We start from the raw sequence: 25,125 nt of genomic DNA on the forward strand, positions 1-25,125 counted from the left end.
ATACCCTTATTTCAAATCCTGGTCTGTTTATCCTTGATTATTAGGCTTTACGCAATCATTGTACCACTTCACTCAATAAAGGGCTCATTTCACTCATTTCTCATTTTTTGTGAAAAAGTTCGGGCCTACATTTAGCTAATAATTATCATTAAAAAAATAACATTATGAAAAATTTAAAACACACTATCGGTCTAATACTTTTAAGTCTGACACTTGGTACGGCATTCGGTTATGCCCCACTAAGCAAGGAGGAAATAAATAACATCGAGACGGAAAAATTTTTAATTGACAAAAAAGGTAAGGATAACAACACTGTAAAAATTGCACTACTGTTAGATACAAGTAATAGTATGGATGGGTTAATTAATCAGGCCAAAGCTCAGTTATGGGATATTGTGAATCAGTTCTCCTATGCGAAATGCGGGAATGGACACAGGCCTAATCTACAGATTGCGCTTTACCAATATGGAAATGACGGACTTTCTTCAAGGGAAGGCTATATTCAACAGGTTATAGGGTTCAGTAGCGATTTGGATGAGATTTCCGAAAAGCTTTTTTCATTAAGTACAAATGGTGGCGAGGAATACTGTGGTGAAGTTATTCAAACTTCATTACGGCAGTTAGACTGGGGAAAAAATCCTGATAATTTAAAAATGATATTTATTGCAGGAAATGAGCCTTTTACCCAGGGGAAACTTAATTACAGGGACGCTGCGGCCAATGCCAGAGAAAAGGAGATCATTGTAAATACTATATTTTGCGGTAACTATCAGCAAGGCATTAACACCCATTGGAAAAAGGGTGCTACCCTGACAGGAGGAGAATATATTGCGATAGATCATAACAAACAGATTGTTCATATAAATACTCCTTATGATGATGTTATCATTAAACTAAATTCAAAATTGAACCGTACTTATATTTCTTATGGTGCCATGGGAAGTACAAAACTGAAATTACAGTCCCAACAAGATAACAACGCCATGGAATTGGAAGAGGCTGTAGCTGTGAAACGGGCTGTTAGTAAAAGCTCAGGGATGTATAAGAATTCGTCATGGGATCTGATAGATGCAGCTGAAGATGATGAATTTGATGTATCGGCAATAAAAAGGGAGGAATTACCCAATGCAATAAGAAATAAGTCGGAGGCAGAGCTTACTGCGTTTATAAGTGAGAAAAAGGCAGAAAGAACCAGGATTCAAAAGGAAATACAGCAATTAAATGCCAAACGGGAGATCTATATTAGCGAACATGCCCAGCAAGAAAAGGGAGAGCTTGAAAATGCGATGTTAAATGCTATAAAAAGACAAGCGGCCGGGAAAAAGTTCAAATGGGAATAAACTAAAGTTATAAATTTTATTAAAAGTGGGTTTAACAGAATACGTTGTTAAGCCCTTTTTTAATTTGCACCAGGACAGAAACAGTCATATCTGTTTTCCCTGACCGGACCAAAGTCATAACCCAGGGTAATCTGATGAAACCCCCCGTTATCTAATCTAATATCTCCGGATTGGTAAGAATAGTTATAGGAGAACATAAATCTGTTATAATTAATGCCTACGATTGGAGTAAACAATTGAAGTCTCTGTTCACCAAAAGTACCATCAACCTGGAATTGAGCACCATCAAAACTCCTTCTGTAAGAGAGACCTGCCCAAATCGTACCAAAGCCTAATTCTCTATAAACCTTAGCATTGATATCCACAGTTTTCTCTTCAGTAAATTCTGTTAATTGAAAGAGAATAGAAGGCTCATATTTCCACAAGTTTTTACCAAATACGTAGCCAGCATTAATCAAATACCTTCTTAAATTATCAAATTCAATGGCTGTATAAAGGTCTCGTCCGGTACCCAAAAGGTTTAAGACTGCGAAATTTGAATAGAATTCCATATAGTTATATGACATCCCTAAATCCATATTGAAATAACCTACGCTATTTTTTCCACCTGTAATAATAGGATCGGGGATAACCGACCTGAATTCTGATTCATCAAGACTACTTTGAATAAAACCTGCACTCAACCCGAATGACAACTGATTTAATATCCTGATTTCTGGTCCTAATTGCAAATGATGAGCGTAAGTAAGCTTGGCACCTGTTTGAGAGTGATAACCATTCGCATCATTAAAAATGATCACCCCTACTCCACTCGAGCTCTCCGGAATTCGGTAATTTGCGCTAAGTGTCTGTAAACTTGGAGCCTCATCTACGCTAAACCATTGTTTTCTGGCCGTGAGTCTTATTTTACCACCATCGCTAATACCTGCCATAGAGGGGAATACCAAATAATAATTGTCCGCCAAATAATCAAAATACACAGGAATACCTTCCTGTGCGGTCAAAGAGCTGGAAAAAGCCACATATGTAAATAAAATCAACAGAAGTTTTTTCATCTAAGAATAGGGCGTGTTTAATGCAGTTTCTTTCAAATATAAAGTATAACGGATGAAATACAACATTATTATATATGTATAGGAAGGGAAAATGGTTGTATTTTTGCTGAAAACAAATACGATGAAAGAATACGTTATTACGGTAGTAGAAACTAAAAACCCCGCCATTTTAAAATTTGAGACTAATCATTTTCTGACGAATGGTAGTAATTTCGAATTCAAGAATATAGATGATGCAAAAAATTCTCCGTTGGCTCAGCAATTATTTTACCTTCCATTTATTAAAACAGTATATATTTCAGGGAATTTCATAGCCCTGGAACGCTTTGATATAGTAGATTGGTCATCGGTTAAGGACGAGGTGGCACAACAGCTGGTTGAATATTTAAACGCAGAGGAACCTATTGTCAATGAAGAGGATGATAACAAGAAAGTGGCTGTTACCATATACGCAGAAATTACGCCAAACCCGGCCGTAATGAAATTCGTAGCAAATAGAAAAATAGTTCCTGTTATGTTTGAATTTAAAAATCTTGATGAAGCAAAAGGTTCTGATCTGGCTAAGAAGTTATTTCACCTGCCTTATGTTAAAGAGGTTTTTATGGATGAAAACTATGTTTCTATTACCAAATACGAGGTTGCCAACTGGGATGAGATTACCATGGAACTCCGTGAATTGATCCGGAATTTTATTGCCGATGGAAATGAAGTAGTCTCCAGTGATGAAGTTGCTGTTAAATCTATGGTCACATCTAAAGCACAAACAGAGAACGAAACCTTGGATATTACTTCGCAGGAGATCATTAATATTCTTGAAGAATATGTAAAGCCAGCAGTTGCCAGTGACGGCGGAAATATACTTTTTCAATCTTATGAGAAAGAAAGCAAAACAGTAAATGTTATTCTTCAGGGTGCCTGTAGCGGATGCCCTTCTTCTACCTATACACTGAAAAATGGTATAGAAACCATGCTAAAAAATATGCTGGGAGATAAGGTGTCTGAAGTGGTCGCGCTGAACGGATAATTTAGCATTAAATTATTGTCCCTTCCCTTTTTATTTGCTACCTTATCGTAACACTAAAAAGAAGTATTATGGCAGTTTTAAAAGTTATTGAAATTCTAGCAAATTCGAATGAAAGCTGGGAAGATGCTACAGAAAAAGCGGTTGCTCACGCGTCAAAATCCGTCAATAATATACGTTCCGTATATGTAAATGAACAAAGTGCAACAGTTAAAGATGGCAAAATAGATGACTATCGTGTTAATGTTAAAATCACTTTTGAAGTGAAGTAAACAATCTTAAAAAATTAAAAGCGCCTATATGGCGCTTTTTTTATGCTCTTTAATAAGTAGTAACTTTGCGCATGGCCAATTTCAGAACCACGATATTTTTACTTTTAATTACTTTAAATGGCTGTTCTCAAAAAAAAGAAACCATGTCATATAAACATACCAATGCCCTGATAAATGAAAGCAGCCCATATCTGTTACAACATGCTCATAATCCGGTAAACTGGGAACCCTGGAGTGATGATGTTCTGGAAAAAGCCAAAAATGAAAATAAATTAGTGCTTATAAGTATTGGTTATGCTGCCTGTCATTGGTGCCATGTTATGGAAAAAGAATGCTTTGAAGATGAAGAAGTGGCAAATTTGATGAACGAACATTATATCAATATAAAAATAGACCGGGAAGAGCGCCCGGATATTGATCATCTTTATATGGATGCAGTTCAAATGATGACGGGAAGAGGCGGATGGCCATTAAATGTAGTTGCCTTACCGGACGGGCGTCCATTTTGGGGAGCCACTTATGTGAAGAAAGATGATTGGATGAAGGTTTTAAAAGAACTCACAAGGCTATACAAGGAACAACCCGAAAAAATAAATGGATATGCCAAAGATCTGGCTGAAGGGATTAAAGCAATTAATCTTATTGAAGTTGGTGCCAATTCCCAGATTTTAACTGAAGATCAATTAGATGATTCGGTTAAAAAGTGGTCTCGTTATTTTGATCATAATTATGGGGGTTATAACCGGGCTCCAAAATTTATGATGCCTGGCAACCTTGATTTTTTATTACATTATGCAATTACCAGAAAAAATGAGGAACTCCTGGAATACGTCAATTTAACACTTACGAAAATGGCTTATGGAGGAATTTTTGATCATCTGGGGGGTGGTTTTTCAAGATACTCCGTGGATGGCAAATGGCATGTCCCTCATTTTGAAAAAATGTTATATGACAATGGCCAATTAATAAGTTTATATTCCAAGGCATACGCCGTAACCAAAAACCCACTCTATAAGAAGGTCGTGGAAGAAACTATTGCATTTGTAACCACGGAGCTTATGGATAGCACAAATGCATTCTATGCTTCACTGGATGCCGATAGTCTAAACGAAACGGGGGAGTTAGAAGAAGGTGCATTTTATGTTTGGCAGAAAGCAGAACTACAAACGCTCCTCGCTGATAAATATGAACTTTTCAAGGACTATTACAACATAAACGATTTTGGGCTTTGGGAGCATGGTAACTACGTATTAATAAGGGATGAATCAGACGAGGCAATAGCTAAAAAACACAAACTTTCTGTTGCTGAAGTCAATGAAATTATTTCAGAGTGTAAACGAATATTAAATAAGCTCCGGGAAAATAGAAATCGCCCCAGATTAGATGATAAAATCCTTTGTTCCTGGAATGGATTAATGCTAAAGGGATTGACAGATGCCTACAGGTTTATCAAAAATGATAATTATCTGGATCTGGCTTTAAAAAACGCCTCATTTATTAAGGAAACATTTATAAAGAAAGATGGCAGCCTGTACCATAATCATAAAGATGGTAAAAGCACCATCAATGGTTATCTGGAAGATTATGCTTCGGTGATAGACGGGTTTATTGGACTTTATGAAATAACCTTTGAAGAAGGTTGGCTTGATGAGGCAAAAAAATTATCAGATTATTGTATTGCTAATTTTACGGATGACAGTAGCGGTTTGTTTTTCTTCACCCCCAAACAAGATTCATTTATTATCAGAAGAACTATAGAAATGGCAGATAATGTGATCCCATCATCCAATTCTATTATGGCTAAAAATCTATTTAAATTATCCCGGTTTTTTCCTGATGAGAATTATGAAAACATTGCACAACAAATGGTTGTGAATCTGCAGCAAAGTTTTGAGAAAGATACGGCCAGTTATGCCAATTGGCTTCATCTGGTATTGTATTTTCAAAAACCTTTTTATGAAATAAGCATAGTTGGGGAAGACTATATGAAAACAGCTAGCGCCATGCAAAAATCCTATTTACCCAACGTCGTATTTGCAGGTGCTAATGAAGAGAGCGGATTATCACTCATTCAGAACAGATTTGTGGCCAATAGTACACTTATTTATCTCTGCGAACATGGTTCTTGCAAGTTACCAACTGAAGATATGAATCATGTTTTAAATCAGCTTAAATAGAATTCTCAAATTTATTGCCTTCTTATATCAAAAAAAATTGAAATTATTTTATATAATTGTGCTTAAAATATACCCTATGAAAGATATATCTAATTACGATCAACATCTACAGAACGCCATAAATTGGTTTTGGGAGTTTATTCCGGGTTTGATCACAGCTATTATTATTTTAATAGTTGGTTTGTGGTTTATAAAACTAATTAACCGTCTCGTACGCAAATTTTTTGATAAGAAAGATTACGATCTGGCACTGGAGTCTTTTCTAATGCAATTGATTAGCGTAGGTTTAAAGGTGCTTCTTTTTGTTGCTGTCGTTACGCAGTTAGGTGTGGCATCTTCTTCCTTGCTTGCGGTTTTAGGATCTGCGGGTCTTGCCATTGGATTAGCACTGCAGGGCTCTTTGGCCAACTTTGCCGGTGGAATTTTAATATTATTTTTCAAGCCCTTTAAAATTGGAGATTTTATTACCGCCCAGGGCATAGACGGTACAGTAAAGGAAATCACTATTTTCACTACCAAATTAAACACATTTGGTAATCAGGTGGCAATTATTCCAAACGGACAACTCTCTAACAATAACATCATCAATTACAATGCAGAAAAAACAAGAAGGGATAAAATTGATGTTGGAATTAGTTACGGTTCCAATATTAAACAAGCCAAAGACATTCTCCTGGAAATATGCAGGGAACAAACAACTATATTCAAAGATCCCGAACCCCAGGTTTTTGTGGGCGAATTGGGAGATAGTTCCGTAAATCTCACCCTGCGTTTTTGGGCTAAAAATGAAGACTTTTGGGCAGCTCATTTTTTTGTGCTCGAAGAGCTCAAAAGAAGATTTGACGAGGCCAATATTGAAATTCCGTTTCCACAAAGAGTGGTACACAGGCCGGATTAATATTTATACCCATTTTGTGCGCGTTTAATTAATCGGAATTGTTTTATTTTTTGCTTTGAATGACAATAAAGTCTTTTAAATAATCTGGTTCAAAATAAGCGGTGTTTTCAAAGTTATTCGCCCTGAATGCCTGATAGGAGAATTGACACATTTCTTTAGCTGAAGGCACTATAGAATCATCAAAAATAAAATTTGGATGTTCCAAACTTTCCCTACACTTAACTGCTCCGCTTCCAATAATAAATACTGGTCCTTGCTTAGCAAATTGGGCAAATGAATCTGGTTTAACCTCTTCGACTATGGTTTCCCTTACCTGCTCATAGTTTGTGTTAAACACAGCAGAATAGACTTCCATGCGCCTGGCATCCAGAACAGGAATCACAAGGCCATCCTCTAATTTAAGCTGAGAAGCCATACTCGCTAAAGTGGATATCCCTATAAGAGGAAGGTCTAAGGCAAAACAAAGCCCTTTCGCCGCTGAAACACCTATCCGCAGGCCGGTATAAGATCCGGGGCCTTTACTCACAGCTATGGCATCGAGATCATCGGTTGCTATGGAAGCCGCATCGAGAGATTCCTTTATAAAAAAGTGTAAATCCTCAGAATGCGAATAGGATGCACTATCCTGTTCCCTTAATGCAATCATACGACCTTCTTTACCAATGCTTACAGAACAATTGGTGGTTGCAGTCTCAATATTTAGAATTATTGCCATAACTGTGCAGCAAATATAAAAAGACCTGTCGGGCTTTAACAACACAACAGGTCCAAACAATAATATATTTTATCTTTAATCTATTACAATTGGAAGTCCAAAGTAGAATTCCAATACTTTAATTCTAAAAACGTAATCGTATTTGGTGCGAATCACCTCAGCCTCCGCATTGTCCACTCTGGCCTGCGACTGGCCATAATCAAATGAGTTCATAATACCAACATCAAATCTTTCTTTAGAATAATCCAGCGCCAATGTCCTCGCTTCCCGGGTCTTAAGGGCGGCCTCATACGCTTTAGAACTATTAATAACATCTACATAGGCCTGATTTATATTTGTTTCCAGTTCCAATTTATTCTGCTCCAGGTCCAGTTGTGCCTTTTTTACATTTATTTCAGAACGTTTAATGTTATTCCGAGTACTAAAACCGTTAAAAACAGGAATACTTATTTGTGCTCCAAAGGCGATACCGTCATTAATCCATAGCTGTTCTTTGAAGGGGATTACCTGCCCTGTTATTGGGTCAAGAAATTGATCAGAATAACGTGTATTATAATTAATAAAAGCGTCTAGTGATGGATAGGCTGCACCTTTGGCTAAAGCTAAATCTTTTTCTGCCAAATCCACATTGGTCTCGAAAAATTTGGTCTCATACCAGTAGGTCATGGCTTTATCAAAAATAACCCTAGGAGAATTTTTCAATATATCTGCAGCAGGAACCTCAAATTCAGCATCTGAAATATCAAAGTTTTCATAATCTGTTATTTGCAGTAACTGTGCCAAATTAATTCGGGAAATAAGAACTTCGTTTTCAGCATTAATAATTTGCTGCTCCCGGGTTGCCGCAGTGGCTTCAATTTCCAATAAATCTCCTTTGGCCACCACACCAGACTCAACTAATTCTCTAGTTTTATTTAAGTCCTGTTCGGTAACAGCATATAGTGCTTTTGCCACTTTCGTCGCTTCCTTATTGGACAAAATTCTTAAATAATTTATAGCCACATTTAAACGAATATCGTTTACCAGGTCGTCCAAACGGTATTTGCTTCCAATTGCGTTAAGTTTAGCCCTGTTAAGCCTGTGAATATTTCTCAATCCATTAAATAAATTCACTGATGAGGTAACACTTCCGGAAGACGTAATTTGGGTCGTATTAACCGGTTGATTATTTGTTGGGTCAAAAGACAGACCAGTATTGCTTTGTCCATTTAACATTCCATTTAAATCAGGAAGAAAAGCCCCAATAGCATCCGATTTATCAATCGTAGACATTTCCAGGTCCAATTCGTATTGTTGAATGGAGAGGTTATTTTCTACCGCGTAAGTAACACATTCTTCAAGGGTCCATATCTTTTTCTGTGCTATTGTCATTCCAATCGCACATAGGAATAATAGTGCAGTTAGTTTAAATTTCATCTGTCTTTTTTTGATAATTATAATTGATTGACTATTCTTATTTACGTTAATTAATCTTCTTCTTCACTTTCCTCTTCGTCTTCTTCTTCACCTTTTTTAATCGGCTCTGTTTTATTCCAGATTTTTACTTCATCTTCTTCGGTTATGCCTGAGATAATTTCCACGTTTACCCCATCGGAAATTCCTATTTCAACTTCTTTGCGCTCAAATTTCTGATCCCCAACGACAACTTCCACATAGGGTTCATCTGTTTCCTTATCAAATTGCAGGAGTGCTTCAGGTATTACCATTACACTGTCTTTTTTCTCAAGTACCAGTGATGCATTAGCACTATATCCCGCCCTGATCATAAAATCTCCTTCCACAACCACATCTCCTTCTATTTTAAACTGTACGGCACCTGATTCTTCTATTCCTTTTGGTGCGATGAACTTTAACTTTGCTTCAAATTTTTGATCTTCTATGGCTCCCAAGCTAATTTCAAGGGGCATCCCTATCTCCAGTTTCCCTACTTCCCCTTCATCAACCTTTCCTTCAAAAATCATCTTGCCCAAATCGGCAATGGTAGCAATGGTTGTCCCGTCATTAAAGTTATTGCTCTGAATTACCTGATCTCCTTCCCTTACCGGAATTTCCAACAATGTGCCGGCAACGGTTGCCCTAATGTTGGTGTTTGCACTTGATGAACCTCCGGCAGAACCTCTTCTAATAATCTGATAATCTGCACGAGAATTGTCCAATTCCTGTACAGCCTGATCATATTTTAATTGCAAGACGTTAAAGTCCTGACTCGAAATAACCCCTTTGTCAAAAATGGCCTTATTTCTTTTATATTCAATTTCGGTATTATTTAAAGCAATTTCAGCATTCCTTACCCTTCCACGTGCCTGATTCAAGGATTGCTCATTGGGTACCACTTTTATAATGGCAATTAAATCGCCCGCCTTAACCCGGGCCCCTTCTTCCAGATAAATTGTTTCAATAATTCCAGAAATTTGAGGTTTGATCTCAATCTCATCCTCAGGGATTACTTTACCTGTGGCTACCGTTTTCTTTTCAATATTTGAAATAAATGGCTTTTTAGTTTCATATGTAATGGCTGATTTGCTATTGGATTTTATAAAAAAAGCAGCAGCCCACAATGCTCCGAGCCCCAGAATCCCAATCAATACATATTTTAGAATTTTATTCATCTTAATCTAATGTGTTAGTGTATAGTTAATGGTTTTGTTTATTCTTCTCTTAGTGCATCTATGGGCTTAATACTCACAGCCCGCTGCGCAGGAATTGAACCTATTAGTGTTCCCAATATTATCATAATTGCCAGAGCTCCCAGGACGTATGGTATAGGAACTGTTGGATTCGTATATGGAAAATTGATATCCTTAGTGAGGTAGTTGATCAAACTTAAAACCCCTGCCCCAAGTATAATGCCCACAATACCAGCAATCATAGTAAGAAATACAGATTCTAAAATAATCAGAGAACGTACTTCCCTGGGGGTAGCTCCTAATGCCCGGCGAATTCCCAATTCCTTGGTTCTCTCCTTAACGGATATCAACAGGATATTACCAATTCCAATTACTCCGGCAAGAATGGTTGCAACGCCTACTATCAGAGATAAAAAGGTAATCCCGTTGGCAAATCCCATAATTTTATTAAAAATTTCACCAAGATTAAAAGCACCAAATGCACGTTCATCCTCAGGATGTACCCTATGTATACTTCTTAAGACAGCCTTAATGTCCTTTTCAACCTGAATAACGTCGGCATCGTCATATGCGGCTATTGTAAAAAATTGAACATCTTCGCCGGTATTGTAAAGTTTTTTGAAAGTTGTAAAAGGAATAAAAATATCTCCATCTGTCCCAAATGGCGTTGTTTGAGTGAATTTATGAACCCCAACTACCTGAAAATAAATATTTTCCACCCTGATATAAGCCCCAATAGGATCTTCATCCTTATCAAATAATTCCTGTTGGGTGCGATCCCCAATTACACAAACTTTTCTCGCCTGAACAATATCTTCATCGTTTATAAATCTTCCGTTATCATAAATTTTCTGAGTGGCAATCTTAGCTATTTCCGGAAAGTACCCATATACTGCATAACTATTAGATTTAATTCCCCGTACCGTCAGAGCTGATGCTCCGCCGAAAGCTCCTTTGGTATTTACCGGCGCTATGTATTGTATTTCAGGAATCCTATTTTTTAAAACCTCGGCATCTTTAACTTTTATCCGTAGTGTTCTCCCTGTTTTAAAACCTGCGTACGGCATACTGGTACTTTGAGACCAGGCCCAAATACTGTTTTTAGCTACAGTTTCAAAGTTCTTTTCAAATCCGTTATCCATCCCTTTTGCCGCACCAGCCAAAGCAATGTAGATAAATATACCCCACAGTACTCCTATGACTGTAATTATAGTCCTGGTTTTATTCTTACCTATAGACCCGAAAATTTCCTGCCAGGTATTTTTGTCAAAAAGAAATCTAATACTATTCATCTCGTAACGCTATTATAGGTTTAATGCGTGCTGCCCTTTTGGCCGGAATATATCCCGCAATTGCACCAAACATTATTAAAAGAAGAGTAGCAAATATTGCCACGGCAGTATTTATATAAGGATTGGTAATGAAATAATCCTCAGCCAAACTCTCTCCTAAAGAAGTAAGTAGTGCAATTCCAATTAGCATTCCTGTAAATCCCGATACAGTTGTAATAAAAACCGATTCAAGTAAAATTGTACTGATTACCGCTTTTGGAGTAGCGCCTAAAGCTTTTCGGATTCCCAATTCCTTAGTGCGTTCCTTAACGACAAACACCATGATATTACTTATCCCTATAATGCCGGCAATTATAGTCCCAAAAGCCACAAAAGCCACTATAATTTGCAGTACACGTGCAAACTGTTGATTTTGCTGTAATTGATCTGCAACGTTTCTGATGAAAATTCCATTTTGATCTTCCGGATCTATGAATTTCTTGTCTTTAAAAAACTTATCCAGACTACGTTCAAAAGCCATGGCTCCCATATATCCCATTTCCGGTTTAAAGGCCACAACCATCTGGTCTATTTTATCTGTGTTTTTTTCAATAAGCTGGAGCGTTGTATAAGGAACATATATGCCACGTTCTTCCCTGTCGCCTCCATCGTCCTGAAAAACGCCTATTACTTTAAAAACACTTCCACCAACATCCAAATATTTGCCAAGCGCATTTTTAGATCCAAAGAGGTCCTGTTCTACTAAACGCCCAATCACTGCATGCTTTGTCTTCTTTTTAATATCTTCCACATTTAGGTACCGGCCTTTCATAATAATTGTCTTCTCCGCAAATTGGTGGCCCCAATCTACCCCTGTGGTGTTATAATTATCCGATTCTTCCTCGAATTTCACCAATCTGCTTCTTGTAATCCTCGGGGTTACATATTCCAGAAACATTGGGAAATTCTTTTTAATATCAGCCAGGTCGCTATTTTCAAATTCAATTCGCCTCATTGATTTATACCCCTTATACGGGAGTGTAGTTTTTCCGGGAAAAAGATAGAGTACGTTAGTGGCGTCTTCCTGGAAAAATTTGTCGAAGGTGTTAATTAGCCCGTTTCCAAGACCAAAAAGTGAAACAAAAATTAGTATCCCCAGAGCCACTGTAAAACCTGAAAGGAAAGTCCTAAGTTTATTTTTTTGAATAGTTTCAAATATCTCGTTCCAGGTGTCTCGGCTAAACATACGCTGATGCCCTTACTTGCTTAACTTTTTTATCTTCAACAATAACACCATCTTTAAGGTAAACGATTCGTTTACACATATGGGCTATATCATCTTCATGAGTTACAACTAAAATGGTATTTCCCTGGTCGTTAATTTTCTGAATTAAATCCATGACTTCATAAGAGGTAGTACTATCCAGGGCTCCTGTAGGTTCATCGGCAAGAAGTACTTTTGGCTCTGAGGCCATAGCCCTGGCAATGGCAACTCTTTGATTCTGGCCTCCTGAAAGTTCACTAGGTAAATGAGTAGCCCACTCCTTAAGGCCCACCTGGTCCAGATATTTCATTGCCCTTTCCTGCCGTTCTTTTCTTGGAACTCTCTGATAATATAAGGGCAAGGCCACATTTTCAAGTGCGCTTTTGTAATTGATAAGATTAAATGATTGAAAAACAAATCCTAAGAATTTATTCCGGTAATTGGCAGCTTTAGTCTCATTAAGATTTTTTATCGGCACACCATCCAGTGTGTATTCTCCCGAATCAGCAACATCCAGCATCCCAAGAATATTCAATAGGGTAGATTTTCCCGAACCGGATGAACCCATAATTGCAACTAACTCTCCTTCTTCAACAGTAAAATTTATCCCTTTTAAAACATGCAGGGCATTGCTGCCCATTTTATAGGATTTGTGCAAATCTTTTATTTCAATCATGGTTAGTGTCTTAAGTTATACTAATTCAAATCCGATAATAGGACAGGCAAGTTGTTAAAATGTTACAAATAATCTTCCAAATATTTTGTTAAAAAGCTATCCTCCAAACTCATCGGGCTTCACCTCATTCCATACTTTTATCTCATCCTCTTTTTCCAAACCAGACTTAACTTCTACATGAATTCCATCACTTATTCCCAATTCCACATCCCTTCTCTCGAATTGCTGATCTCCGGTAGAAATTTCAAGAAATGGCTTTTTGGTTTCAGGGTCAAATTGAACGAGCGCTTCTTTTATGGAAAGAACACTATCTGCTCTATCCAGTATTATTGATGCATTGGCACTTAGACCCGCGCGGATAAAGACCGAATCCTGTTTTTTTAATGTTCCCTTAATTTCGAATTGAATAGCTCCATTTTCCTCATTACCCTTGGGAGCTATATAATCCAAAATAGCATCAAAAGTTACATTTTCAAGAGCTCCAACAGTAATTTCCAATGGCAGGTCCTCCTTTATCTTTCCCACCTCAGATTCATCTACCTTTCCTTCAAAGATCATTTTATCCACGTCCGCAATAGCTGCAATAGTGGTTCCTTCATTAAAATTATTACTTTCAATGACCTGGTTGCCTACTTCTACAGGTACTTCTAAAACCATTCCGGTCACAGTAGACCTGATCAAGGTGTTGGCGGCATTTCCATAACCTTTAGTAGTTCCTGTTTTAACAATATCATATCTTTTATTTGCTGCACTATAGGATTGTTTGGCCTGGTCATAACTTACCTGTGCTCTTTCCAGATCAACTTTTGAGATTACGCCTTTGTTAAAAAGACTACTTTGCCTATCAAAATTTCGTCTTTGGTCATCTAATGATATTTTAGCCTCATCGATACTATTTTTGGCATCATTAAGTGCATTAAGATTTGGCACCACTTTTATTTTTGCCAGTAAGTCACCAGATTTTACAAAATCTCCCCCCTCAACAAAAATTTCCTCAATAACCCCCGAAATATTTGGTTTTATCAGGACTTCTTCTAATGGTAGTATACTACCGGTGGCTACCGTTTTTTTGATAATGGTCTGGGTAGAAGGTTTCTCGGTCTCATATACAATTGGATCTTGTTCATTCTTTTGATAGAGGTAATACATAGACCCTCCGAAAGCCAAAAAAATGACAATTAGAATGATAATAGTTACTGACTTTTTCATTTTTTATAGTTTAAATGATTGATGTTTCAAAATTATTCTGTTCTTAAGGCATCTATTGGCTTTACCTTTATGGCACTTTGAGCAGGAATAAAACCTGCAAGTAATCCTGACAATACCAGGATGAATAGCGCCACACTAACTACACCTAAGCTTACGCTAGGATTTAAAAACATATCCACCGGGCCATTAGCATCCAATAAGGCATTAACACCATAAATAAACAGAGCACCAATAATAATTCCCGTCATTCCGGATATAATTGTAAGAAAAATTGACTCCAATAGAATCTGCTTTTTAATAGACCAGGGATCCTCACCTAGTGCCCTGCGTATTCCTATTTCCTTGGTCCTTTCCTTAACTACAATCAACATAATGTTACTCACTCCGATTATTCCGGATAACAGGACTAAAATTCCCACGAAATAAGCGATAAAACTCATTGCTCCGAATAAGCTTTCTACTCTGTTATACTGTTCATATAAATCAAAATAACCAACTGCCCTTGTATCTTCAGGATGTATTTTGTGTTTGGTTTTCATTAAATTAACAATATCTTCTTTTTTACCGGAAATTGAAGTTCCGTCATGGGCCGTAATAGCCATCCAACCCACGTCATTGCCCATATTAAATGCCTGTGAAAAAGAAGTAAAGGGTACAAATATTTCTTTTTGCGCCTCTTCCCCATCACCATCATTACTCTTCTTCTTATAGGTCCCCACTACCATAAAATTCACCCCCTGAATCTTAATATAGCTTCCCATTACTGCCTCACCTTTATCATAAAGCTCGTTTCTAACTCCGGATCCAATAATTGCTATTTTCCGTTTTTCTCTAATATCATTCTGATTTATAAAACGTCCTTCTGTAATGGTCATGGGGTCCTGGTTGATTATCTCGGGATAGTCTCCATATACGTTATAAGCCCCTGTATTTAGACCTCTTACCACATTATTGTCATTCCCAAATCCACCTAATCGATTTCTGGGTGATATAAACCGTAGATTGGGTATATTATCACTTATGCTCTTTACATCTTCCACCTTAAATCGAAAACTTCTTCCAATAGGTAAGCCCATGTGAGCTTTTGTGGTACTGCGTGTCCACATAAACATGGTATTTGTAGCAATATCTCCAAAATCTGCTTTTATACCATTTTCAAGGCCTTTACCCGCAGAAAGTAAAATAATTAATATGAGTATGCCCCAGAAAACTCCAAAAGCGGTAAGCAGAGTTCTGAACCAATTAGTGGTCAGTACTTCTAAAATTTCTTTCCAGCGATCTCGATTAAACATAATCTCAATATATTATTCGTCTCTTAAGGCTTCGATAGTATGAATACTTGCTGCCCTCCATGCGGGGAAAAACCCTGCAACTGCTCCCGCAAAAATCAGGACCAAAACAGTAGAAATGGCAACATTAAAATTAACAGAAGGGTTAAGAATATAATCTACTTCAACATATGGTCCCACTATTTCCAAAAGCCCCATACTAAAAATAAGACCTGCAAAACCGGAAATGGCTGTTACAAAAATAGATTCATGCAAAATCATTGCTACAATCGACCAGGGTTTTGCTCCTAAAGCTTTTCGGATTCCTATTTCTCTTGTTCTTTCCTTTACAACAATCAGCATGATATTACTTACACCTACAACCCCGGCAATGATTGTACAGATGCCCACAAACCAGAAAAAGAATTTAATATTTCCTGTGAGACTATAATAGCGTTTCGCTTCTTCCAAAGCACTCCATACCTGTATTGCACCGGTATCTTCTGGTGCAACTGTATGAACCTTCTGCAGATGTGCCTGTAAATTTTCCTTAAAAGCCACAGCCTGAACAACAGCCTGGTCAAAATTTTCCACCATTGGCATTGTGTAGCTCATATTATTAATTCGATCTCCCCCATTAAATACTCGCTGTGCTGTAGTTACAGGGATATAAATACGCTCTTCTTCCCGATCCTCTCTTTCTGAGAATATCCCAACGATTTTAAATAATACACCGGATATATTAATAAACTCACCCAGAGGGGTTTCTACGTCCTTAAATACATCGTGCTTAATTTTATTTCCAATAATGGCGACCTTAGCCGTATTTACTTCATCCTGGTAATTTAAAAATCTCCCTTCAGACATTTTTGCGTTTTCAATAAACTGAAAATCATAAGAAACGCCTTGTATCCCGTAGACCAAAGCTTCTTTTCCATAATTAACCGAGACATTTCGCACAAATACCCTGGGCGATTTGTATTCAACTTCATTTCCAAACAAAGCCAGGGAAGATTCATAATTTTCATTTTTCAATTGGATACTCCTACCCGGATTAAGTCCTTTAAATTCTTTGGACGTAACTCCTGGCCAAACCCATACACTGGTAGCTGAATCTTCTTCAAATTCATGGGCAATACCGTTTTGCATCCCCTGACCAAAACCCAATAAAATTACCAATATAAAAATTCCAGAGGCCACAGATAGACCAGTAAGGAAGGTCCGTAATTTGTTTTTACGGATCGTGTCAAAAATTTCCTGCCATCTTTCCAGATCGAACATGGAGTTGGTTGATTAAAGAATGATGTAATAACTTCTAATAAATAAGACTTCCAGAACACGTAATTGTTACAGTTGGAATTGTAAAATAGTGTTAAATTCGAACCTATAGTCTTATGACCTCATTTTCCTGTAAACAAAGTAAAAAAGTACCCCTAACAAAATGTAAGGAAGTGCCATTAAATACACAATCCCATTATTAATACCTTCAGCCATAGAATTATCGTCCTGACTTTCGAGAACTGCCCTGCACATAGCGCATTGAGCAGTTAATAGCCTTGGCAATACAAAGAATAAAATTACAAGTATAAGGCCTTTAACTTTCAAGCTAATTATTTTTACATTAAGGTATCAAAAAATACAAATTTTTAATAATCATAATAAGGTGAAATCATTAAATAAACAATAACTCCCGTAACGGCTACATATAACCAGATAGGGAATGTAATTCTGGCAAGTTTACGGTGGCGTTCAAAATCTTTTAAGTATGCTCGGGCATATGTCTTAAGGACAAGCGGTATTATAACAATGGATAAAAAAATATGCGAAATAAGTATAAAAAAATAAACATATTTAATTACACCCACACCTCCATAAGATGTAGAATCTGCAGTCATATGATAAGCAATATACATGAGTAAGAAAAGTATAGAAAGGATAATACAAGCACTCATAATATTCTGATGTAAAACTCTTTTACCATTCTTAATAGCCCAAACGGCATAAATAAGTAAGACTGCTGTGAGTCCATTAATCGTTGCATAAATAGGAGGCAGAAATCCTAAAGGTTCAGAATTTGGGATTTTAACTCCAAATAAAACCGCTACCACAAAGGGAACCAAAATTGATATTATAGTAATTAACTTATTAAACTTCCGCTCCTCTGCTGTTTTGTTTAGTTTATTCACTTAGAAGTTTTTTTATGTCTTCCTTTAAAATAGTAATCTCTTGTTTTTCTCCCTCTGTATTTTCTCCCTGTGATTCGCTAATTGTTCCCCGGTAATAAATAATTGGGTTTCCAAAATCATCAGTTCTTGAGCGGAGAAATCCATTTTTATCAACTAGTGCAAATAAGCCAGAATGTTCAAATCCACCAGGGACTCCTGAGTTTTCCGCAGCAAAAATATTAAAGCCAATATTTGCAAGGTCATAGATTTCCTTACGGTCCCCGGTCATTAGGTGCCAATCCATATCATTTATACTATATTTTTCAGCATACTCTTTCAACACCTTTGGCGTGTCATATTCTGGGTTAATTGTAAACGAGGCCACACCAAAATCATCAAAATCCCTGAATTCTTCCTGGATTTCAACCAGATTGGAATTCATTACAGGACAAATTGTAGGACATGTTGTGAAGAAAAACTCAACTATATATACCTTTCCTTCGTAGTCTTTTTGGGTAATTAACAGGCTATCCTGATTTAGAAATGCAAAATTTGGAACCTTTCTTTCCTCATTATTCAAATAGATAAAACCAAGTTTCTCATCATTTTCAGAAAGATTCATACGATCATGTTGGGTGATGGTACCTGTCTTTATGCGCTCAATGATTTTGGGAATAAATATGATACCAAAAACGAGGATAACAAGTGATACCCAGACGTAAGTATATTTATTTCTCATTAATTCTTTCTTTCTGCATTGTTCTTCTTAAGGGCCATACGGTACTCCGCTAAAATGATTTTGACGTCGTCTTCCATTTTATTGTTAAGTTCCGCAACAGAGGTGGCCTTAAAGCCATACTTGGTAGCCTCCTCTTCATCATCTGTTCTACCTCTAAGATTTTTTTTCTTGTCAATTATAAAAACATAATGGGTGCCTAAGTTTTCATCAAGACTTAGGTTTGTCTTTAGTGAATTGAAAACAGACCTGATTTCTTCATCTTCAATAAATACAAATTTCCAGTTCTTAATATCAACCAAATTACCAAGTTCTGCTCTTAATTCCTCAACTTTGGCCTCAGTTCCGATCGGCATAATCATAACCAATTGGAAGTCATTAAACTCATAGAAAGGTTTGTAAATTTTTTGATTCAGATTAAATGCATTGCCTTTTTTAAGTTCAACATTATTTCCCAAAAAACCCAAAACAGTAATCTTATTATCGAAGGTAACTTTATCTATATTTTCAGGAATATCTAAAACCCCCTCGGTTAGTATAGGGAGTTTCCCAAAATTGTTCACCCCTGAGGCAAAAAACAAATAAGCAACCAGTGGCAAGATAAAAAGTACCACCAAGACGAATGTCTTTTTCATTGGTCATTATTTAGACATTACAAAAATAAAAAAGACGGCTGTTATACCGTCTTTAAGTGCTGTTAATTCCTTGTTAGAAATTCCAAGTTACGTAGCCATCTTTAAAGACATTATAAATATAGTCTGCCTCGAACAGGAGTATAAAAATAAGATAGGCCACCAAAAAAATTGGTGTCCATACGATAGCCCTTCGCAAAGAACTTTTCTCATCACGCAAATGCATAAAATCCCAGGCAATATAGTAAGCCTTAACCAGGGTTAGGATTATAAAAATCCAATTTAGAAGTTTCATCCCTAAAAAAGTATTGGTCGCCAGAATATGTGGTTTCGAAATCCCCAGCGCTACTTCTACTCCGGTAACTATGGTCAGAAAGACCAATACACCCCATATTTTTTGAGTGTTGGATTTAAACTTTATTAATCCTCTAAAAATCTCCAGCTTGTGTGCGTGTGCCATTCTAAATTGAGTTATATTAAATATGATATTCTTTTATTACTTCTTTGTTTCTTCTTTGCTTCTTCTTTAAACCAGATAGAAAAAGGTGAAAACAAATACCCAGACTAAATCTACAAAATGCCAATAAAGTCCTACTTTTTCGACCATTTCATAATGACCTCTTCTTTCATAAGTGCCCAGGATAATATTAAAGAAAATAATGATATTAATAATTACGCCCGAAAATACGTGGAAACCGTGAAAGCCAGTAATAAAGAAAAAGAAATCAGCAAAAAGCCGACTACCATATTCGTTCCTTATTAAATTAGCGCCCTCAACTACTAATTTTCCATCTTTGATCTTATTTAATGATTCTTCTCTTGTCAACAGTGTTTTTTCTCCTTCTGAGTCTATGGTTTCAGTTCTGATCAGGATGTTAGGATTTGATTTTAATCCTTCTACAACTTCATTAAGGGAATAAGAGGGAAGTGCTTCACCCTGGTAAAACCATACTCCATTTTTTCTTTCATGATCAACACGTTCTGAAGCTAATGTTTTTGAAAAATCTGATAACGCCGCTCTTTCACCAGTGTCTGCCTTTACAAATTGTAAAACTCTTCCGCCTCTTGTTTCTATCGCACCATAATCCCCTTTTATGAATGTAGCCCATTCCCATGCCTGAGAGCCCACAAAGATGGCCCCTCCGATAATTGTAAGGAACATGTAGATAATGGCCTTATTCTTCATCATCTTGTGACCAGCATCAACTGCAAGAACCATAGTTACCGATGACATAATTAAGATAAATGTCATAAACGCGACATAGTACATTGGGAAATTGCCATGAAAAAATGGAACGTGAGTAAATACCTCATCGGCTATTGGCCAAGTTTCAATAAACTTAAATCTAGAAAAACCATAAGATGCCAAAAATCCCGAAAACGTCAAAGCATCGGAAACTATAAAGAACCACATCATTAGCTTTCCATAACTTGCTCCTAAAGGTCGGTTTCCACCCCCCCAAACGCTTTTTTCTGTACTCGTTGCTACCGTAGAATCCATAAACAAATATATCGTGTTATAACAATAAAGGCAAATTTACATTTTTTTCAACACTAGAAAAGCCCAATTACAAATCAAATCAAATTTTGTCTTTATTTATTACCTAAAGAAGTAAAAAAACAGTATAAGATAGACCCATAAAAGATCTAAAAAATGCCAAAAAGTTGCCCCCAGTTCAACTCCCAATGTGTTCGTATCGGAGTATTTATTTTTAATGTTATTGTACAATACTACCAAAAGTGAGATAAGTCCAGCAATGACATGAACAATGTGCACGGCTGCAATTAAAAAAATGTAGGACATTGTAATATTACTGGTAGGACCGGTAAAATAGTAACCCTGGTTTATCAGTTGTGAAAATCCAGAGAACTGAATAAAAATAAACACAATACCGAGAAGCAATGTAAGCAACAACCATTTGGTGCCCAGGCTACTCTTATTTGCTTTAATCGCTTTACTTGCCATGATGTAGGTGCCACTGCTAAGTATGATAATTACAGTACTATATAAGAAAGCTGATGGTAGTTCAAAGTCTTTAAGCCAATCTGCACGAGAACTACTAACGATATAGGCGCTGGTCCATCCAGCAAATCCCATAAGCAGACTCGCTATTCCAAACCACAGCATCATTTTCCTTGCCCTGGCATTCTTTTCTTTACTTGTCCCTTGTGTAAGATCCATATGAATTATAAAAATTTATCAATAACATAAACTATCTGCATAAGAGTTATATAGCTTACACTTATTAACATAAGTTTCCTCGCCGATTTATTATCTCTTTTTTCAAATAATCTAAAGCCAAAGACCAACATTACCAATCCCATTATAAGGATGATTATAGCAGCCGGAATAGATAAATGTAATCTCCCGGTTATTCCAAAAACCGGGATTACGGAGATGATTATCATCCAAATTGTATACATTATTATCTGAATTGCGGTACCCTTATCCTTTTTCCCGGTAGGTAACAATTTAAAACCCCCTTTTTGATAATCTTCATCCAGCATCCAAGCTAACGCCCAAAAGTGAGGGAATTGCCAGAAAAATTGGATCATGAAAAGTGTTCCCGGTTCTATCCCGAAGTTATTCGTGGCAGCAACCCATCCCAGCATAAATGGAATTGCTCCAGGAATTGCACCAATAAAAACTGATAAAGGTGTTTTTGTTTTTAAAGGTGTATAAACACTAGTATAAATGAATATTGATATGGCCCCAAACATGGCCGTTTTAGGGTTGAGTATATATAGGCTAACCACGCCCAAAATTGTCATCAGTATGGCAAGGGTCAGGGCTTTATTACTAGACATCCTACCCGCCGGAATGGGCCTGTTTCTAGTTCTATTCATCAAAGCATCAAGATCTTTTTCAATAACCTGATTAAAAGCATTTGATGCACCTACCATGCAGTAACCTCCAAATGCTAGCAGAAGAAGTGATAAAGGGCTCACCTCATAGGCCCCTAAAAGATAGCCGGCAAGAGATGAAAAGACAACGCTAAGTGCGAGTCTCGATTTGGTAATCTCCTTAAAATCAGCAAAAGTCAATAAACTTTTTGTATTGTTTGCCGTTCCAACAGCCGTCTTCATTTGAAATCCTTAATGTATAGAAAGCGAAGTAATATGTTCGCTTTTATGAGGTGGCAAAGATAAGACCCATTACATATTCCTGCAACGAAATATGTTTGTTTATATTATCTTTAAAGTCCTCACTAATAAATATATAAATCTATGGCCTTTTACAAAACCAAAGTTAAACTTCTGATCTTAATTTCATCATTTTGCATTTCGTTCTTATCTGCACAAGAGCAGGAAGTGGTTATTACCATTGATAAACTTTCAGACAACGTTTATATGCTTACGGGGCAAGGTGGCAACATTGGTATCTTCATAGGTCAAAAGCATGTCTTTATGATTGATGATCAATTTGATCGTTTGAGTGATAAGATAAAGGCTGCAATTGAATCACTTACTAATAAACCTATTGCATTTCTATTTAATACACATATGCACGGCGACCATACCGGAGGAAACGCGAATTTCAATAATGACCTTACCGCAATTGTAGCACATGACAATGTTCGGAAACGGGTTATGGCCAATAAGCAGAAAGAATTAGACGATAAAAAAATCACCCAAGAGTATTTCAATAAAATGCTGCCCGAGGTTACCTTTTCGGAGGACATAACCTTTTATGACGAAGGTGAAACTATCATGGCATTTCATGTTCACAACGCCCACACAGATGGGGATGCTATGGTCTATTTTGTCAATAATGATGTTATACATATGGGAGATACTTATTTTGCCGGGAGGTATCCCTATATTGATTTGAATAGTGGTGGTAGTTTACAGGGTTTTATTGATGCTCATAAGAAAGTACTTATGGTAATAGGTGATGAGACAAAAATAATTCCTGGGCATGGAAGGCCTTCCAATAAAAAAGAACTGGAAATTTATGTTAGCATGTTAGAAGATGTAAAGACCAGTATTATAGCCGCTATTGAGGCAGGAAAAAGCCTTGAAGAAGTAAAAACCGACATCAGTATTAGCGCGGCCTATGATAGTACCCATGGCAATGGGTTTATTAAGCCAGAAGTCATGCGGGAAATCTTCTATAAAAGTTTAAAGGGCGAATAATTTAGAACAGAAAAAAACCCTGCCATTCACTGGCAGGGTTTAAATATATTTCTAAATTTTCTGGTTATTGTAGTTTAAAGGTAATTGGAATACTAAAAGGTACCCTAACCGCTCTTCCTCTCTGCTTACCGGGAGTCATTCTGGGAAGTTTTTCAATAATTCGCAGTGCTTCTTTCTCCAGGTTTTTATCCGGACCTCTGTATCTAATATTTCCAATGCTTCCATCTTTCTGAATGGTAAACATAACATTTACTCTACCCTGAACGCCCATTTCCTGAGCAATTTCGGGATAACGGAAGTTTTTACGAATATGTTTTTGCATCATTTCATTAAAACATGCTCTTTTATCGCTGGCTCCTTCACAACCTGGAAATATTGGCACATCTTCAATTACTGCAAATGGAACATCCACGTCTTCTTCCATTTCATCAACATCAACATCTTCAACTTCTATGACCTCTTCTTCCTGACTTGTTTCCGTAGATTCAATAACAGTTTCTTCTACTTCTTCCTCATCCTCTACAACTTCAATTACTTCAGGAGCGGCAGGTGGTGGAGGTGGTGGAGGTGTTTTTATCTGTTCTGTCATGGGAACTTCCTCATCCAAATCATCCTCAACATTTAAAGAAATGTCATATTCACTAGATTTATCGTAAGTTTTCCATTCAAATGCACCCCATACAATTAACATTACAACAGCCAATCCTAAAACAAAATAGAGTCCACTATTTTTTCTTAAATCGGCTTTTGGATTCTTTTTTAGTTCCATCTTCTAAAATTTTAATATTCGCTAATTTAACTATTAATTTGATTAAAAAGCAATTAATCTTTCCATTTTAACTGCGTTTTACCCGAAAAAAGTATAATTATTAAGCCCGCTCCAAAAAAAGCACCAAGGCTATTAGCAAGGGCATCATATAATTCTCCACTTCTGTTCTGGGTAAATGTATCTTGAATTACTTCAATAACTATACCATAAATAATAACGATTAAGGTAGCAAAAATAATAGCTCTGGATAAGCTTAGATATCCTTTCGTCTGTTCTCTAATTAACAATACTCCCAGTATTGCAGCGACAAAATAGAAAAAGAAATGAACCAATTTATCCAGGTGAGGGATGTTTATTCCCCCAGTGTCAATGTCTTCAAATGAGGATAGGCTAAGTACAGTAATAATAACAATCCAGCAAATAAAGCCAATAGTAAAACCATAACGCTTAAACACCAATAAGCTCCTTATAATCCGCTTCACTCATAAGACTGTCTATCTCCGAGGCATCATTTGTCTTTATTTTAATCATCCAGCCATCGCCATAGGGATCTGTATTTACTTTCTCCGGTTCATCCTCCAGTAATTCGTTGAATTCAATGATCTCGCCGCTTAGTGGCAGAAAAAGATCAGAAACTGTTTTTACTGCCTCAACAGAACCAAAAACCTCATCCTTTTCTAAAGTTTCATCAAGTGTCTCTACTTCAACATAAACTATATCGCCAAGTTCCCCCTGTGCAAAATCTGTAATGCCAACGGTAGCGATATCGCCATCAATCCTTATCCATTCGTGATCTTTGGTGTACTTTAATTCGGATGGTATATTCATTTTATTTCGTTTTGTTTTGCCCGCAAATGTAGTAGATAATCTGTTGGTTTTCAAAAAAAATAGGC

At 36.8% G+C, this 25,125-nt stretch carries 27 protein-coding genes; 6 read left to right on the forward strand and 21 right to left on the reverse strand.

The window, feature by feature from the left end; all coding sequences use genetic code 11:
- The first annotated feature begins 164 nt into the window (after window positions 1-164).
- On the forward strand, window positions 165-1,340 hold the full coding sequence (locus ABJH90_RS05495) for a vWA domain-containing protein (protein ID WP_348137329.1): 1,176 nt from the start codon (window positions 165-167) through the stop codon (window positions 1,338-1,340).
- Window positions 1,341-1,399: 59 nt separating this feature from the next.
- Here the strand turns inward: ABJH90_RS05495 and ABJH90_RS05500 are convergent, their stop codons facing one another.
- Window positions 1,400-2,395, reverse strand: a complete 996-nt coding sequence (locus tag ABJH90_RS05500; protein WP_348137331.1) for a type IX secretion system membrane protein PorP/SprF — start codon at window positions 2,393-2,395, stop codon at window positions 1,400-1,402.
- A gap of 121 nt (window positions 2,396-2,516) precedes the next feature.
- On the opposite strand from ABJH90_RS05500, the gene ABJH90_RS05505 reads away from it, so the two are divergent.
- The 4 genes from ABJH90_RS05505 to ABJH90_RS05520 all read left to right on the forward strand — a co-directional run bounded on the left by ABJH90_RS05505 (window position 2,517) and on the right by ABJH90_RS05520 (window position 6,763).
- Window positions 2,517-3,419 carry a NifU family protein gene (locus ABJH90_RS05505; RefSeq protein WP_348137333.1) on the forward strand — a complete coding sequence of 301 codons (903 nt, stop codon included), beginning with the start codon at window positions 2,517-2,519 and terminating at the stop codon, window positions 3,417-3,419.
- A gap of 68 nt (window positions 3,420-3,487) precedes the next feature.
- Window positions 3,488-3,688, forward strand: a complete 201-nt coding sequence (locus ABJH90_RS05510) for a dodecin family protein (RefSeq protein ID WP_348137335.1) — start codon at window positions 3,488-3,490, stop codon at window positions 3,686-3,688.
- A gap of 143 nt (window positions 3,689-3,831) precedes the next feature.
- The gene (locus ABJH90_RS05515; protein WP_348137337.1) at window positions 3,832-5,865 is read left to right on the forward strand and encodes a thioredoxin domain-containing protein; all 2,034 of its coding nucleotides are present in this window, start codon (window positions 3,832-3,834) and stop codon (window positions 5,863-5,865) included.
- A gap of 76 nt (window positions 5,866-5,941) precedes the next feature.
- Window positions 5,942-6,763 carry a mechanosensitive ion channel domain-containing protein gene (locus ABJH90_RS05520; RefSeq protein ID WP_348137339.1) on the forward strand — a complete coding sequence of 274 codons (822 nt, stop codon included), beginning with the start codon at window positions 5,942-5,944 and terminating at the stop codon, window positions 6,761-6,763.
- A gap of 43 nt (window positions 6,764-6,806) precedes the next feature.
- On the opposite strand, the gene tsaB is transcribed toward ABJH90_RS05520, so the two are convergent.
- The 17 genes from tsaB to cyoE all read right to left on the reverse strand — a co-directional run bounded on the left by tsaB (window position 6,807) and on the right by cyoE (window position 22,413).
- On the reverse strand, window positions 6,807-7,478 hold the full coding sequence (tsaB, locus tag ABJH90_RS05525) for a tRNA (adenosine(37)-N6)-threonylcarbamoyltransferase complex dimerization subunit type 1 TsaB (RefSeq protein WP_348137341.1): 672 nt from the start codon (window positions 7,476-7,478) through the stop codon (window positions 6,807-6,809).
- 75 nt (window positions 7,479-7,553) lie between these two features.
- The gene (locus ABJH90_RS05530) at window positions 7,554-8,894 is read right to left on the reverse strand and encodes a TolC family protein (protein ID WP_348137343.1); all 1,341 of its coding nucleotides are present in this window, start codon (window positions 8,892-8,894) and stop codon (window positions 7,554-7,556) included.
- Window positions 8,895-8,944: 50 nt separating this feature from the next.
- Entirely contained in the window at window positions 8,945-10,087 is a 1,143-nt protein-coding gene (locus tag ABJH90_RS05535) for an efflux RND transporter periplasmic adaptor subunit (RefSeq protein WP_348137345.1), read from the reverse strand.
- Between the two features lie 38 nt (window positions 10,088-10,125).
- Window positions 10,126-11,397: an ABC transporter permease gene (locus ABJH90_RS05540; RefSeq protein WP_348137348.1), complete on the reverse strand. Its 1,272-nt coding sequence runs from the start codon at window positions 11,395-11,397 to the stop codon at window positions 10,126-10,128.
- Complete coding sequence (locus ABJH90_RS05545) at window positions 11,390-12,622, reverse strand: ABC transporter permease (protein WP_348137350.1); 1,233 nt, start codon at window positions 12,620-12,622, stop codon at window positions 11,390-11,392. Before ABJH90_RS05545 ends, ABJH90_RS05540 begins: the two co-directional genes overlap by 8 nt.
- Entirely contained in the window at window positions 12,615-13,316 is a 702-nt protein-coding gene (locus tag ABJH90_RS05550) for an ABC transporter ATP-binding protein (RefSeq protein ID WP_348137353.1), read from the reverse strand. The genes ABJH90_RS05545 and ABJH90_RS05550 overlap by 8 nt, the downstream gene beginning before the upstream one ends.
- Window positions 13,317-13,412: 96 nt before the next feature.
- A complete protein-coding gene (locus tag ABJH90_RS05555; RefSeq protein ID WP_348137355.1) occupies window positions 13,413-14,525 on the reverse strand; it encodes an efflux RND transporter periplasmic adaptor subunit in 1,113 nt (370 codons plus the stop codon).
- A gap of 32 nt (window positions 14,526-14,557) precedes the next feature.
- Window positions 14,558-15,817 carry an ABC transporter permease gene (locus ABJH90_RS05560; protein WP_348137357.1) on the reverse strand — a complete coding sequence of 420 codons (1,260 nt, stop codon included), beginning with the start codon at window positions 15,815-15,817 and terminating at the stop codon, window positions 14,558-14,560.
- Window positions 15,818-15,829: 12 nt separating this feature from the next.
- Window positions 15,830-17,074 carry an ABC transporter permease gene (locus tag ABJH90_RS05565; RefSeq protein WP_348137359.1) on the reverse strand — a complete coding sequence of 415 codons (1,245 nt, stop codon included), beginning with the start codon at window positions 17,072-17,074 and terminating at the stop codon, window positions 15,830-15,832.
- 111 nt (window positions 17,075-17,185) lie between these two features.
- Complete coding sequence (locus ABJH90_RS05570; RefSeq protein ID WP_348137361.1) at window positions 17,186-17,398, reverse strand: hypothetical protein; 213 nt, start codon at window positions 17,396-17,398, stop codon at window positions 17,186-17,188.
- Window positions 17,399-17,439: 41 nt separating this feature from the next.
- Window positions 17,440-17,979, reverse strand: a complete 540-nt coding sequence (locus ABJH90_RS05575) for a DUF420 domain-containing protein (RefSeq protein WP_348137363.1) — start codon at window positions 17,977-17,979, stop codon at window positions 17,440-17,442.
- Window positions 17,972-18,697: an SCO family protein gene (locus ABJH90_RS05580; protein WP_348137365.1), complete on the reverse strand. Its 726-nt coding sequence runs from the start codon at window positions 18,695-18,697 to the stop codon at window positions 17,972-17,974. The genes ABJH90_RS05575 and ABJH90_RS05580 overlap by 8 nt, the downstream gene beginning before the upstream one ends.
- Window positions 18,697-19,329: a hypothetical protein gene (locus ABJH90_RS05585; protein WP_348137367.1), complete on the reverse strand. Its 633-nt coding sequence runs from the start codon at window positions 19,327-19,329 to the stop codon at window positions 18,697-18,699. Before ABJH90_RS05585 ends, ABJH90_RS05580 begins: the two co-directional genes overlap by 1 nt.
- A 73-nt stretch (window positions 19,330-19,402) precedes the next feature.
- On the reverse strand, window positions 19,403-19,786 hold the full coding sequence (locus ABJH90_RS05590; protein WP_348137369.1) for a cytochrome C oxidase subunit IV family protein: 384 nt from the start codon (window positions 19,784-19,786) through the stop codon (window positions 19,403-19,405).
- Window positions 19,787-19,852: 66 nt separating this feature from the next.
- Window positions 19,853-20,827, reverse strand: coding sequence for a cytochrome c oxidase subunit 3 (locus tag ABJH90_RS05595; protein ID WP_348137371.1), 975 nt, complete (start codon window positions 20,825-20,827; stop codon window positions 19,853-19,855).
- 99 nt (window positions 20,828-20,926) lie between these two features.
- On the reverse strand, window positions 20,927-21,508 hold the full coding sequence (locus ABJH90_RS05600; RefSeq protein WP_348137373.1) for a cytochrome c oxidase subunit 3: 582 nt from the start codon (window positions 21,506-21,508) through the stop codon (window positions 20,927-20,929).
- 5 nt (window positions 21,509-21,513) lie between these two features.
- Window positions 21,514-22,413: a heme o synthase gene (gene cyoE / locus ABJH90_RS05605; RefSeq protein ID WP_348137375.1), complete on the reverse strand. Its 900-nt coding sequence runs from the start codon at window positions 22,411-22,413 to the stop codon at window positions 21,514-21,516.
- 141 nt (window positions 22,414-22,554) lie between these two features.
- Here cyoE and ABJH90_RS05610 point away from each other — a divergent pair, with 141 nt between their 5' ends.
- The gene (locus tag ABJH90_RS05610) at window positions 22,555-23,463 is read left to right on the forward strand and encodes an MBL fold metallo-hydrolase (RefSeq protein WP_348137377.1); all 909 of its coding nucleotides are present in this window, start codon (window positions 22,555-22,557) and stop codon (window positions 23,461-23,463) included.
- Between the two features lie 64 nt (window positions 23,464-23,527).
- Here ABJH90_RS05610 and ABJH90_RS05615 read toward each other — a convergent pair whose 3' ends face one another.
- From ABJH90_RS05615 to gcvH, 3 genes are read right to left on the reverse strand one after another with little or no spacing between them, the layout of a single operon-like run.
- Window positions 23,528-24,232, reverse strand: a complete 705-nt coding sequence (locus ABJH90_RS05615; protein ID WP_348137379.1) for an energy transducer TonB — start codon at window positions 24,230-24,232, stop codon at window positions 23,528-23,530.
- Between the two features lie 53 nt (window positions 24,233-24,285).
- Window positions 24,286-24,714 (reverse strand): VanZ family protein, encoded by a 429-nt coding sequence (locus ABJH90_RS05620; RefSeq protein WP_348137381.1) that lies wholly within the window; start codon window positions 24,712-24,714, stop codon window positions 24,286-24,288.
- On the reverse strand, window positions 24,680-25,060 hold the full coding sequence (gene gcvH, locus ABJH90_RS05625; RefSeq protein WP_348137383.1) for a glycine cleavage system protein GcvH: 381 nt from the start codon (window positions 25,058-25,060) through the stop codon (window positions 24,680-24,682). Before gcvH ends, ABJH90_RS05620 begins: the two co-directional genes overlap by 35 nt.
- Between the last annotated feature and the right edge of the window lie 65 nt (window positions 25,061-25,125).

This window comes from Eudoraea sp., from assembly GCF_039969275.1.
GTDB lineage: Bacteria > Bacteroidota > Bacteroidia > Flavobacteriales > Flavobacteriaceae > Eudoraea.

What these genes read in the sequence shown, in the direction of transcription:
- ABJH90_RS05495 (WP_348137329.1), top strand. Translation starts at nt 165, where the DNA reads ATGAAAAATTTAAAACACACTATCGGTCTAATACTTTTAAGTCTGACA.
- ABJH90_RS05500 (WP_348137331.1), bottom strand. Translation starts at nt 2,395, where the DNA reads ATGAAAAAACTTCTGTTGATTTTATTTACATATGTGGCTTTTTCCAGC.
- ABJH90_RS05505 (WP_348137333.1), top strand. Translation starts at nt 2,517, where the DNA reads ATGAAAGAATACGTTATTACGGTAGTAGAAACTAAAAACCCCGCCATT.
- ABJH90_RS05510 (WP_348137335.1), top strand. Translation starts at nt 3,488, where the DNA reads ATGGCAGTTTTAAAAGTTATTGAAATTCTAGCAAATTCGAATGAAAGC.
- ABJH90_RS05515 (WP_348137337.1), top strand. Translation starts at nt 3,832, where the DNA reads ATGTCATATAAACATACCAATGCCCTGATAAATGAAAGCAGCCCATAT.
- ABJH90_RS05520 (WP_348137339.1), top strand. Translation starts at nt 5,942, where the DNA reads ATGAAAGATATATCTAATTACGATCAACATCTACAGAACGCCATAAAT.
- tsaB (WP_348137341.1), bottom strand. Translation starts at nt 7,478, where the DNA reads ATGGCAATAATTCTAAATATTGAGACTGCAACCACCAATTGTTCTGTA.
- ABJH90_RS05530 (WP_348137343.1), bottom strand. Translation starts at nt 8,894, where the DNA reads ATGAAATTTAAACTAACTGCACTATTATTCCTATGTGCGATTGGAATG.
- ABJH90_RS05535 (WP_348137345.1), bottom strand. Translation starts at nt 10,087, where the DNA reads ATGAATAAAATTCTAAAATATGTATTGATTGGGATTCTGGGGCTCGGA.
- ABJH90_RS05540 (WP_348137348.1), bottom strand. Translation starts at nt 11,397, where the DNA reads ATGAATAGTATTAGATTTCTTTTTGACAAAAATACCTGGCAGGAAATT.
- ABJH90_RS05545 (WP_348137350.1), bottom strand. Translation starts at nt 12,622, where the DNA reads ATGTTTAGCCGAGACACCTGGAACGAGATATTTGAAACTATTCAAAAA.
- ABJH90_RS05550 (WP_348137353.1), bottom strand. Translation starts at nt 13,316, where the DNA reads ATGATTGAAATAAAAGATTTGCACAAATCCTATAAAATGGGCAGCAAT.
- ABJH90_RS05555 (WP_348137355.1), bottom strand. Translation starts at nt 14,525, where the DNA reads ATGAAAAAGTCAGTAACTATTATCATTCTAATTGTCATTTTTTTGGCT.
- ABJH90_RS05560 (WP_348137357.1), bottom strand. Translation starts at nt 15,817, where the DNA reads ATGTTTAATCGAGATCGCTGGAAAGAAATTTTAGAAGTACTGACCACT.
- ABJH90_RS05565 (WP_348137359.1), bottom strand. Translation starts at nt 17,074, where the DNA reads ATGTTCGATCTGGAAAGATGGCAGGAAATTTTTGACACGATCCGTAAA.
- ABJH90_RS05580 (WP_348137365.1), bottom strand. Translation starts at nt 18,697, where the DNA reads ATGAGAAATAAATATACTTACGTCTGGGTATCACTTGTTATCCTCGTT.
- ABJH90_RS05585 (WP_348137367.1), bottom strand. Translation starts at nt 19,329, where the DNA reads ATGAAAAAGACATTCGTCTTGGTGGTACTTTTTATCTTGCCACTGGTT.
- ABJH90_RS05590 (WP_348137369.1), bottom strand. Translation starts at nt 19,786, where the DNA reads ATGGCACACGCACACAAGCTGGAGATTTTTAGAGGATTAATAAAGTTT.
- ABJH90_RS05595 (WP_348137371.1), bottom strand. Translation starts at nt 20,827, where the DNA reads ATGGATTCTACGGTAGCAACGAGTACAGAAAAAAGCGTTTGGGGGGGT.
- ABJH90_RS05600 (WP_348137373.1), bottom strand. Translation starts at nt 21,508, where the DNA reads ATGGATCTTACACAAGGGACAAGTAAAGAAAAGAATGCCAGGGCAAGG.
- cyoE (WP_348137375.1), bottom strand. Translation starts at nt 22,413, where the DNA reads ATGAAGACGGCTGTTGGAACGGCAAACAATACAAAAAGTTTATTGACT.
- ABJH90_RS05610 (WP_348137377.1), top strand. Translation starts at nt 22,555, where the DNA reads ATGGCCTTTTACAAAACCAAAGTTAAACTTCTGATCTTAATTTCATCA.
- ABJH90_RS05615 (WP_348137379.1), bottom strand. Translation starts at nt 24,232, where the DNA reads ATGGAACTAAAAAAGAATCCAAAAGCCGATTTAAGAAAAAATAGTGGA.
- gcvH (WP_348137383.1), bottom strand. Translation starts at nt 25,060, where the DNA reads ATGAATATACCATCCGAATTAAAGTACACCAAAGATCACGAATGGATA.